Origin of the sequence: Streptomyces lonarensis (assembly GCF_012033735.1) — a bacterium.
Taxonomy (GTDB): Bacteria; Actinomycetota; Actinomycetes; order Streptomycetales; family Streptomycetaceae; genus Streptomyces; species Streptomyces lonarensis.
In genome coordinates, this window is sequence record NZ_JAAVJD010000182.1 from 1 (window position 1) to 10648 (window position 10648).

Annotated in this window: 5 protein-coding genes; 1 reads left to right on the forward strand and 4 read right to left on the reverse strand. The window is 75.6% G+C overall.

Annotated features, from left to right (window positions below):
* Positions 1–140 precede the first annotated feature (140 nt).
* From HCN56_RS19215 to topA, 3 genes are all read right to left on the reverse strand, one after another.
* Positions 141–794, reverse strand: a complete 654-nt coding sequence (locus tag HCN56_RS19215) for a right-handed parallel beta-helix repeat-containing protein (protein ID WP_167972851.1) — start codon at positions 792–794, stop codon at positions 141–143.
* 657 nt (positions 795–1451) lie between these two features.
* On the reverse strand, positions 1452–4616 hold the full coding sequence (gene tmk / locus HCN56_RS19220) for a dTMP kinase (protein ID WP_167972853.1): 3165 nt from the start codon (positions 4614–4616) through the stop codon (positions 1452–1454).
* A gap of 330 nt (positions 4617–4946) precedes the next feature.
* The gene (gene topA / locus HCN56_RS19225; protein ID WP_167972855.1) at positions 4947–7862 is read right to left on the reverse strand and encodes a type I DNA topoisomerase; all 2916 of its coding nucleotides are present in this window, start codon (positions 7860–7862) and stop codon (positions 4947–4949) included.
* Between the two features lie 345 nt (positions 7863–8207).
* Between topA and HCN56_RS19230 the strand changes: the two genes are divergently transcribed.
* A complete protein-coding gene (locus HCN56_RS19230) occupies positions 8208–8624 on the forward strand; it encodes a DUF2752 domain-containing protein (protein WP_245246753.1) in 417 nt (138 codons plus the stop codon).
* A gap of 236 nt (positions 8625–8860) precedes the next feature.
* Here the strand turns inward: HCN56_RS19230 and HCN56_RS19235 are convergent, their stop codons facing one another.
* Positions 8861–10390 carry a DUF7059 domain-containing protein gene (locus HCN56_RS19235; RefSeq protein ID WP_167972859.1) on the reverse strand — a complete coding sequence of 510 codons (1530 nt, stop codon included), beginning with the start codon at positions 10388–10390 and terminating at the stop codon, positions 8861–8863.
* Positions 10391–10648: the final 258 nt, after the last annotated feature.

Here is a 10648-nt window from a genome sequence, read left to right on the forward strand (position 1 = left end):
CCCCCCCCCCCCCCCCCCCCCCCCCCCCCCGCCGCCGTCCGGCGGTGACAGCACCACCGGTCCGCGAACGGCAGCGGCCCACGAACAGCCGCGGCACGGGCCGCGGCGGCCCTCGCTGCCGAGTCGACACCGGCGGGAGCTCAGGCGGGTGCGCCGCCCGAGAGCGTCGGCGCGGTCACCGCCGGCCGGGGCGGCGCCGACGGGTCCCCCGGCAGCACGGGCTGCCCCGCCGGCCCCCGGTCGGCGACCGCGGTCTCCCCTTCCGCCGGGGCGGCGGTCTCGACCGTCACCCCGTCCGCGCCCGCCAGGACGACCGGCTCACCGCCGGTGGAGACCACCGATTCCCGCACCACGGTGCGGCAGCTGTGGCAGTGCTCGATGTGGACCCCCGCCCCGGAGAAGCCGGCGAGATACGCGTGCTCCACCACGCCGCGGCGCGCATGACGGGCGGACACGCCGTGCCGCCCGGTGTCGTGCGCCGTCAGATACGAGGCGCGGTAGCCGGCGAGCGGGCGCTCCGGGGTGCCGCGGAACGCGACTCCGTGCTCCCGGTGGCCGCGGACCGTCAGGTTCTCCACGGCGACCTCCGGCGCCGTGACCGTGACGCCGGACGCGCGTTCACCCTCGCCGTCGATCACCACCCGGTTGCGGTCGGCGCCCCGCAGCACGATCCGCGGCGTGGCCACCACCACGCTCTCCCGGTACACCCCCGGGTCGACGAGGACCAGGTCGCCGGGGACGGCCGCGTCCACCGCACGCTGGATCGTCGGCGCATCGCCCGGGACGGTGATCACCGCACGCTGCCCGGGTGGGCCGGGACGGGCGTCGTCCGGCCGCGGACTCAACGCCCCGCACCCCGCGAGCAGGACCAGCAGCGCCCCCACCAGCCCGCACGCCGCGGCCGCCGGCCACGGGCCCCGGACGGCCGGCGGTACCCGCCGCGACGGGCCGGCCCGGTACGGCGGTTCGGTCGGCGCACCGGCGGGGGCGGGCCGGGAGAGACCCGGCGCCGGGCGCTGCGGACGGAGAGGACGACGGCGAGACCACATGGACGTCAGGTCTATCGTCGGATGGTCGGCACGGGCGTGCCGCGCCCCGCAGGACGACGGGTTGTCACCCGGACGGCACAACCACCGGCCCGGCGCCGACGGTGACGGCACGGCGGCTGACGGTGTCGTGGCCCGGGAACACGCTTTCCGGCGTCCGTGGGATGCCACGCCGCGCGCCCGGCGGCCCGGCCCGCGGACCACCCCGCTGCTGTCGCCCGCCGCCCGCCGCCCGTGACCACCCCTGCACCACCCGGGGCCGGCCAACACCGGACGGCAGGTGGACGGACAGCATGTGGACGGAGCCGGCGACCGTGGCCCGACGAGCGTGGGCGCCGCGCACCGGAAACGGCGACCGCCCGGCTCCCCCGCAGGGGAACCGGGCGGTGCGCGGCGGGCGCGAACTCAGCGGCGGCGCTTGCCGCCGCGCTCCTCGTCCTCGTCGTGCGGGCCCAGCAACTCGTCGGCCAGGGTCGGCACGTCGTCCAACGGCGTCTCCTCCGCCCACGAGGGGCGGCTCCGACGCGACGCGGCGCTCTCGTCGATCTGCGGCAACTGCGCCGTCTCGTCGTTCGGTCCGCGCGGGGCGTCACGGCCGATCGCCGGAAGGACGGCCGTCTCGTCATCGGCCGCCGAGGGCGGTGCGTCGTCCCGGCCCACGGTCGGCAGGACCGTCGTCTCGTCGTTCGACCCGCGCGGCTCCTCGCGGCCGACGGCCGGGAGGACCGCGGTCTCGTCGTCGGAGCTGCGCGGCTTGCCGTCGGCCCCGACCACCGGCAGCGCGGTGGTGTCGTCCTCGGCCCGGCGACGCTCCTCCTCGCGGGCGCGCCTGGCGGCCTCCTCCTCGGCGCGGCGGCGGGCGGCCTGCTCGCGCTCGCGGTGCTCCGCCTCCTCGCGCTCCTGCCGCTCCTTGCGCTCGGCCTCGGCGGCCGCCGCCTTGCGGGCGGCCTCGGCACGGAGCAGCGCCTCCTCGGCCTTGCGCTGCTTCTCACGGCGGCGCTCCTCGGCCTCGGCGCGGAGCCGCGCCTCCTCCTCGGCACGGGCCTTGAGCCGCGCCTGCTCCTCCTGGCGGGCCCGCTCCTCCGCCTCGCGGCGCAGGCGCTCCTCCTCGGCGCGCTTGCGGGCCTCCTCGGCGCGCTGCCGGGCCTCCTCCGCCTGACGCTCCTCCTCCGCCTTGCGGCGGGCCTCCTCCTCGGCCTTGAGCCGCGCCTCCTCGGCGGCGCGCTGCCGGGCGAGTTCCTCCTGCCGCTCGCGTTCGAGGCGGGCCTCCTCCTCACGGCGCTCGCGCTCCAGCCGCTCCTCCTCGGCGCGGCGTTCACGCTCCAGCCGCTCCTCCTCCTCGCGGCGCTTGCGCTCCTCCTCCGCCTTCCGGCGGGCCTCCTCCTCGGCCTTGCGGCGGGCCTCCTCGCGGGCCTCGATCTCGGCCTCGGAGAGCGGGAGCACCTGGTCGAGACGGTGCCGCGCGGTGGAGGTGACGGATTCGGCGTCCTGGCCGGCGTCGATGACGAGGTAGCGCCCCGGGTCGGCGGCGGCCAGCGACAGGAACCCTGCGCGGACGCGCTGGTGGAACTCGGCCGACTGCTGCTCCATACGGTCGGGCGCCTCGGTGAAGCGCTCGCGCGCGGTCTCCGGGGAGATGTCCAGCAGCAGCGTCAGCTGCGGCACCAGCCCGCCGGTCGCCCAGCGGGAGATGCGCGCGATCTCGGTGGCCGAGAGATCGCGTCCCACGCCCTGGTACGCGACCGAGGAGTCGACGTAGCGGTCGGAGATGACGACGGCGCCGCGGGCGAGCGCGGGGCGCACCACGGACTCGACGTGCTCGGCGCGGTCCGCCGCGTAGAGCAGCGCCTCCGCGCGGTGGGAGAGCCCGTCGTTGGCGACGTCCAGCAGGATCGACCGCAGCCGCTGCCCGACGGCGGTGGCGCCGGGCTCGCGGGTGACGACGACCTCGTGGCCCTTGTCGCGAACCCAGCGGGCCAGCGCCTCCACCTGGGTGGACTTCCCGGCACCGTCACCGCCCTCGATCGCGATGAAGAAACCGGTACCGGCGGCGGCCTCCCGCTGCTCACGCGGCAGCAGGGCGTTCCGGAGGTCGGAGCGCAGCGGCACGCCCTGCCGGTCGTCGGTCGAGCGCAGCAGCAGCGCGCCGACCGGCAGCAGCGCCGCGCCGACGATCATCAGGGCGAAGGCTGCCGCCCCGTAGTCGACGGCGAAGTCGCCGCTCTCGACGCGGTGGGAGCCGATGAGGGTGGCGAGCAGCGGGCCGAGCACCACGGCCGAGCCGACGGCGACGCGCAGCACGGCGTGCAGGTGCTGGGTCAGCCGGGGACGGCGGAACTCCTCGACCTCCTGGTCGAGGAGGACGTGGCCCGTCCGGGCGGCGACGCCGGCGGCGACGCCGGCGGCCAGCGCGCAGGCCAGCACGGTCGCCGGGTCGGAGACCAGGCCGGTGGCCAGCAGGGCGAGGCCGGTGACGACGACGGAGAGCGGCAGCAGCCTGCGACGGCTCAGCGCGGGGAGCGCGGAGGGCGCCCAGCGGATGCCGACGGCAGTGCCGCCGGTCAGCGCGAGCAGCATCAGGCCGAAGTAGACGGGGCCCGCACCGAGGTACAGGGCGTGCAGCGCGGCGACCGCGCCGGCGGCGGCGATCGCGGCGGCAACGGCCGCGCAGACGCCGACCAGCGCGGGCAGCGCTCCGGTGCGGCCCTTCTCGGGGGCCTTGCCGGCGGTCGGACGCCGCAGGCCCTCCAGCGGGGACCGGGCGCCGGCGGCGCCGGTCGCGGGGAGCTTCAGGAAGTACAGGGCGGAGATCGACGCGGCGAACAGCCCGGCGGCGACGTACGAGGCGAGCGCCGCCTGGTGGGTGGCGAACCAGTCGATGCCGGTGGCCAGCAGGTTGCTGACGAGGCCGGCGGCGACGAGTCCCGCGGCCGCGGCGGGGACGGCGAGGAAGCTCGCGCGGACCCACAGGGTGCGCAGGGCCTCGCCGTGCGCGGGCAGCGGCCGCACGGCGGCGCCCTCGGGGGGCGGCGGCGGCAGCAGTCCGGGCGCGGCGGTGTCGCGGGCGATGGCCCACACGCGCTCGGCGACCCCGAGGAGGAGCGCCGTGACGAGCAGGTAGACCAGCGCGGAGCCGGGGAGCCAGTTGATCCAGAGCGGCGCGACGATCAGCAGCGCCGCGCGCACGCCGTCCGCGCCGATCATGGTCCAGCGGCGGTCGAGCGGTCCGCTCTCGGCGAGCAGTTTGCCGATGTGGCCGGGAAGGAGGGCACCCACCGCTCCGGTGGCCAGGATGCGCACGGCGATCACCAGGACAACGGCGAAGAGCACGCCGCGTTCGCCGTCGCCGAGGGCGCCGGAGGTGAAGGCGGCGGGAATCACCAGCAGGACCAGGACCAGCATCGCCAGCACGTCGCCGGCGGCGCCGGTGAGCTGGGCCTCCCACAGTCGGCGCAGCGCGGGGACCCGCAGCAGGGCGCGCGGTCCGCGGTCCCGGGAGTCCGCGGCGAGCGCCTCGTCGGTGGCGTCGCTCGCGGGGTCGACAACCTTCGGTTGGTCTGCTCGCGTCATCCGGCCAGCGTAACGCTCCGTTCGGACAGCGCCGGTACCCGGCCGAACAATTGGCCGCCGCGTCGCGCCCGCGGCCGGGTGGCACGGGCGACCGCCGGTTGACGGCTCCCGGCCCGACGGGCGGGCGCGCCCGGTCCGCTGACCGACCGTCGGACGACGGCTGCGGGAACCCGCCGGACAGCACGTGACGCCGCCTGCCACCGGACCGGCGGGTGCCGGTCGGTGGCGGGCGGCGTCACGCGCTCGGGGCGCGCCGGTCGGGCCGGTCCGGGCTCGCCGACCGGGCACGACCGCCGGGCCTCGGGAAACGGGACGGGCGGCCCCGCCCCCCTACTCGGCGGTCTTGGCCGCGGCGGTCTTCTTGGCGGCGGTCTTCTTGGCACCCGTGGCCGCCGACTTCTTCGTCGCGGTCTTCTTGGTGGCCGTCTTCTTGGTGGCCGTCTTCTTCGCCGTCGTCGCCTTGGCGGTCTTCTTCGCTGCCGTCTTCTTGGTCGCCGTCTTCTTGGCGGCGGCCTTCTTCGTCGTCTTCTTCGCGGGGCCCTTCGCCCGCTTCTCGGCGAGCAGCTCGTACCCCCGCTCCGGGGTGATGGTCTCGACGTCGTCGTCCCGCCGGAGCGTCGCGTTGGTCTCCCCGTCGGTGACGTAGGGCCCGAAGCGGCCGTCCTTGACGACGACAGGCCGCTCGGTCTGCGGGTCCGTACCGAGTTCCTTCAGTGGCGGCTTGGCCGCGGCGCGCCCCCGTTGCTTGGGCTGGGCGTAGATCGCCAGGGCCTCCTCCAGCGTGACCGTGAAGAGCTGCTCCTCGTCGGTCAGCGAACGCGAGTCGGTGCCCTTCTTGAGGTAGGGCCCGTACCGCCCGTTCTGCGCGGTGATCTCCACGCCCTCGGCGTCGGTGCCGACCACGCGCGGCAGCGACAGCAGCCGCAGCGCGTCGTCGAGCGTCACGGTGTCCAGTGCCATCGAGCGGAGCAGCGAGGCGGTCCTCGGCTTGGGCGCGTTCTTCGCCGCCTTGCCGCCCTTGGCGCGGGCGGCCTCGACCTCGGGGATGACCTCGGTGACGTAGGGGCCGTACCGGCCGTCCTTGGCGACGACGAGGTGCCCGGTCGCCGGGTCGGTGCCGAGTTCGGTGTCCCCGCTGGGCTTGGCCAGCAGCTCCTTGGCGAGTTCCAGCGTCAGCTCGTCGGGCGGCAGGTCCTCGGGGACGTCCGCACGCTTGGCGGGGGTGTCGTCGTCACCGTCGGTGGGCGCCTCGACGTAGGGGCCGTACCGGCCGACGCGGAGCACCACGCCCTCGCCGACGGGGAAGGAGGAGACCTCCCGCGCGTCGATGGCGCCGAGGTCGGTCACCAGGGCCTTCAACCCGCCGAGGTGGTCGGGGTCGGAGGCCGCGTCGGCGGCGTCCCCCGGGGACCCGGCCGGGCGGGCGTCCCCGTCGGCGGCGTCGGTGCCGAAGTAGAACCGGCGGAGCCACGGCACCGCCTCCGCCTCGCCCGCGGCGATGCGGTCGAGGTCGTCCTCCATCTTGGCGGTGAAGCCGTAGTCCACCAGCCGGCCGAAGTGCAGCTCCAGCAGGTTGACGACGGCGAAGGAGAGGAACGACGGGACGAGCGCCGTGCCCTTCTTGAAGACGTAGCCGCGGTCGAGGATGGTGCCGATGATCGAGGCGTAGGTGGAGGGCCGGCCGATCTCGCGCTCCTCCAGCTCCTTGACCAGCGTCGCCTCGGTGAAGCGGGCGGGCGGCTTGGTGGCGTGGCCGTCCACGGAGATCTCGCGGGCGCCCAGCGGGTCGCCCTCCGCGACCTGCGGCAGGCGGCGCTCGCGGTCGTCGAGGTCGGCGGCCGGGTCGTCGGAGCCCTCGACGTACGCCTTGAGGAAACCGTGGAAGGTGATGACCTTGCCGGACGCGGAGAACTCGCAGTCACGGCCGTCGGCGGCGCGACCGCCGACCTTCACCGTGACGGACTGGCCGACGGCGTCCTTCATCTGGGAGGCGACGGTGCGCTTCCAGATCAGCTCGTAGAGGCGGAACTGCTCGCCGGTGAGCCCCGTCTCGGCGGGGGTGCGGAACCGGTCCCCGGAGGGGCGGATCGCCTCGTGCGCCTCCTGCGCGTTCTTGACCTTCCCGGCGTAGGTGCGGGGGCGGTCGGGCAGGTAGTCGGCGCCGTACAGCTGGGTGACCTGGGCACGCGCGGCGCGCACCGCGGTGTCGGACAGCGTCGTGGAGTCGGTCCGCATATAGGTGATGAAGCCGTTCTCGTACAGCCGCTGCGCGACCTGCATGGTCGGCTTCGCGCCCATGCCGAGCTTCCGCGACGCCTCCTGCTGGAGGGTGGTGGTGCGGAACGGCGCGTACGGGGAGCGCCGGTAAGGGCGGGACTCCACGGAGCGGACGGCGTACTCCGTCTCCGTCAGCGCGGCGGCCAGCGCCCGGGAGGCCTGCTCGTCGAGGTGCTGCACCTGGTCGGGCTGCTTCAGCTGCCCGTCCGCGCCGAAGTCACGGCCCTGCGCGACGCGGCGCCCGTCGACCGAGACCAGCCGCGCGTCGAAGGCGGTGCCGTCGGCCTCGCCGGCCGCGCCGGCGCCGGGCGCGAAGGTCCCGGTGAGGTCCCAGTACTCGGCGGAACGGAACGCGATCCGCTCCCGTTCCCGTTCCACGACCATGCGGGTGGCGACGGACTGCACGCGGCCGGCGGACAGCCGCGGCATGACCTTCTTCCACAGCACCGGCGAGACCTCGAAGCCGTAGAGCCGGTCGAGGATGCGGCGGGTCTCCTGCGCGTCCACCAGGCGCTGGTTCAGCTCGCGCGGGTTGGCGACGGCGGCCCGGATGGCGTCCTTGGTGATCTCGTGGAAGACCATGCGCCGCACGGGGACCTTGGGCTTGAGCACCTCCCGCAGGTGCCAGGCGATCGCCTCGCCCTCGCGGTCCTCATCGGTGGCGAGGTAGAGCTCGTCGGATTCGGCGAGCAGGTCCTTGAGCTTGCGGACCTGGTCCTTCTTGTCGCTGTTGACGACGTACAGCGGCTGGAAGCTCTCGTCGACGTTGACCCCGAGCCGCGCCCACGGCTCGCCCTTGTACTTCGCGGGCACCTCTGCGGCGCTGCTCGGCAGGTCGCGGATGTGCCCCACGCTGGCTTCGACCACATACCCGGGCCCGAGGTAGCCCTTGATCGTCTTGGCCTTGGCAGGCGACTCGACGATCACAAGTCGGCGCCCGCCGTTCGCGGTCTCGCTGGTCGGGGACAACGTCTGTCTCTTCTCTCCGGTCGGCTCGGCCCCGTACGGGGTCTGCTCCCGGGAAGGTCCGGGTTCGGGGGTACTCGTGCGGAGTGTGACGCTACCTCCCGCCTGCGTGTCAAGCGGGAACACCCCACCACAGCTCTCTCCGCTGCCTCTCGACGGTAACCCGACGAGGCCGCACTCCGCCGCCGGATGGCGCGCAGCGGGTGCTCTGGCAAGATGACGGGACCGGGGTACCGGCCATTCGGCGACGCCCGGCGCGGCCCCGCTGCCGGGGCGGCCGGCAGCGCACGACGCGGCCGCCCGAGCCGCCGGCACGGGCGGCACGCGGGGAGGGACCGGGGGGGACCAATGGGTGGCAGACGGCTCTTCACGCGCGGCGGTCGGCGCGAGGTGCCGCCGCTGGTGGCGCCGCTCTCGGTGCTGGGCGTGGGCGCCGCCGCCTCCCTCTACCTGGTCAACACCGACCCGCACCAGGAGGGGCAGTGGCTGCCGCGCTGCCCGTTCAACTGGCTGACGGGACTGCTCTGCCCGGTCTGCGGCGGCACCCGCATGGTGTACGACCTGCTGCACGGCGACCTGGCGGCGGCGTTTCACGACAACGCCGTGCTGCTGGTGCTCGGGGTGCCGGTGGCGCTGGCCGTGTACGGCCGCTGGCTGCTGGCCGCGGCGCGCGGCCGGCGCGAACCGCCGCAGATCGGCAACCGGGGGGCGCTCGCCGTGCTGGCGGTCGCCGTGGTGTGGATGGTGGCGCGCAACGTGGTCTAGTGCGGCGACCCGTCGGTCGCGGGCCCGGGGCGTGTCGTCCGGGGGGGGGACCGCGGCGCCCGCACCGCCCCACCACGTCGCGTCACCGCCGGTGCGCTGCGACCCGGTGCCGGAACTCCGCGATCGGGGCGGCCGGACGACCCATGGCATCGGCCGCGGCCGGGCCTGCTCCGGTGGTCGGCCGCGGGACCGGGGCGGGGCCGGGGCCGAGTCCGGTGCCGCCCCGGGCCGGCGGCTCACTCCGCCACGTGGAGGAAGCCCTGTTCGACGAGGGAACGCAGGGTGGCGGGGGTCGCTTCCCGCAGCACGGCGGCGTCCTCCCCGATGAGCTGCGCGATGGCGTCCACGATGGGCCCGGCGGGCAGCGTTCCGTCACAGCTGCCGACCAGCCCGGCGCCGACCGTGTCCACGGTGGTGGCCCGCATCATGCCGTGCCGCTGACGCAGCACCACATGCTCCGGGTCCTCCTCGCCGGGGAGCCCGATCTGCTCCTGCACCACGCCGTCGGCCAGGAGGAACCGCGTCTCCAGCAGCGCCGCGTCGTTGAGCCCCCGCAGGCGGTCCCGTGCCGCGAAGTGGCGCAGGATCTCCGGGCCGAGCGGCTGCTCGACCGCGTGCGGCCACTCCTCGGCGACCACGGAGGGGTTCCCGGCCCCGGTACGGCGCAGGGCGATCCATCCGAAACCGATCGCGTGGGTGCCCCGGTCGGCGAAAGCATCCAGCCAGTGGGAGTACCGGGCGCGGTACTCGGCGCGCGGCCCGCGGTGCGCGCCCGCGTCGCGCAACCACAGCTCGGTGTAGCGGGCGACGTCCTGCTCCTCCCGCTGCACGATCCAGGCGTCGCACCCGGCGGGCACCCAGGTGGCGACGCGCTCCCGCCAGTCCTCGCCCTCGACGTGCTCCCAGTTGGCCAGCAGCTGGCACCAGCCCCCATCGGTGAGCCGGTCGGCGGCGCCCTGCACCAGCGAACGGCACAACGCGTCACCGACCATACCGCCGTCACGGTACGTCAGCCGTGCCGCTGGGTCGGCCGCCGGTGAGATGACGAAGGGCGGGTTGCTGACGATGACGTCGAACCGCTCGTCGTCGCGGACCGGTTCGTAGAGCGACCCCTGACGGGACGTGGGCGCGGGCATCCCGGACAGCTCCAGCGTCAGCCGTGCGATGTGGAGGGCGCGCGGGTTGACGTCCGTCACGGTCACCCGGGCGCCGCGCGCCGCGAGGTGCAGCGCCTGCACACCGGAGCCCGTGCCGAGGTCCAGCGCGCGGTCGGCGGGCACGTCCACGGCGAGCTGGGTGAGGGTGGCGGAGGCACCGCCGACGCCGAGCACGACGTCCTGCGCGGCTCCCTCGGCGCCGGCGGCGCCGCCGATGGCGCAGCCCGCGTCGGAGACGACCCACCAGTCCTCGCCGTCCGGGCCGGCGAAGGGTCGGATGTCGACCGCGGCGCGCAGCGGTCCGGCGGGGTCGCCGGGGTCGGCCGGGCACAACCAGCCGGCGGTGCGGAGCTCGTCCGCGGGCAGGACGGCGGCAACCCGGTCGGCCGGCAGCTCCTCGCACAGCAGGAAGAGGCGGATGAGCGTCGCGAGGGCGGAGCCGTCGCGCGTGGCGCGCAGGGCGGGGACGGTCTCACCGCGGGCCAGCGCCGCGTAGGCGACGGCTCCCAACTGGTCCAGCAGGCCGTCGGCGGTGAAGGTGGCGGAGAACAGGGCCTCGCGGAGCCGGTCCGTCTCCGGCCCCGGGTGCGGCAGGTCGTCGGTGATCACCGACCCATTGTGTCCCGGGAGCCGCCCCCCGGCCCGCCGTCCCCGGCGTCCCGGGCGCGTGAACCACACCTGCACGCGGGCACGTCCACGCGGCGGCGGGCGCTCCCCGCGGGCGCGGACGCGGCGGGCCCGCGGCGGTGGAGATCCACCGCAAGCCGGGCTACGACCCGGCGGAGCTCTTCTTCGACCCCGCGATCAGCGCGGTCAAGGCTCGGGCGGCGCTGACGGTGGCGCGGAAGAAGATCGGGATGCGGGCGC

Bases quoted from the DNA above. Each gene is read 5' to 3' on its own strand.
- tmk (WP_167972853.1), bottom strand. From the start codon at position 4,616: ATGACGCGAGCAGACCAACCGAAGGTTGTCGACCCCGCGAGCGACGCC.
- HCN56_RS19230 (WP_245246753.1), top strand. From the start codon at position 8,208: ATGGGTGGCAGACGGCTCTTCACGCGCGGCGGTCGGCGCGAGGTGCCG.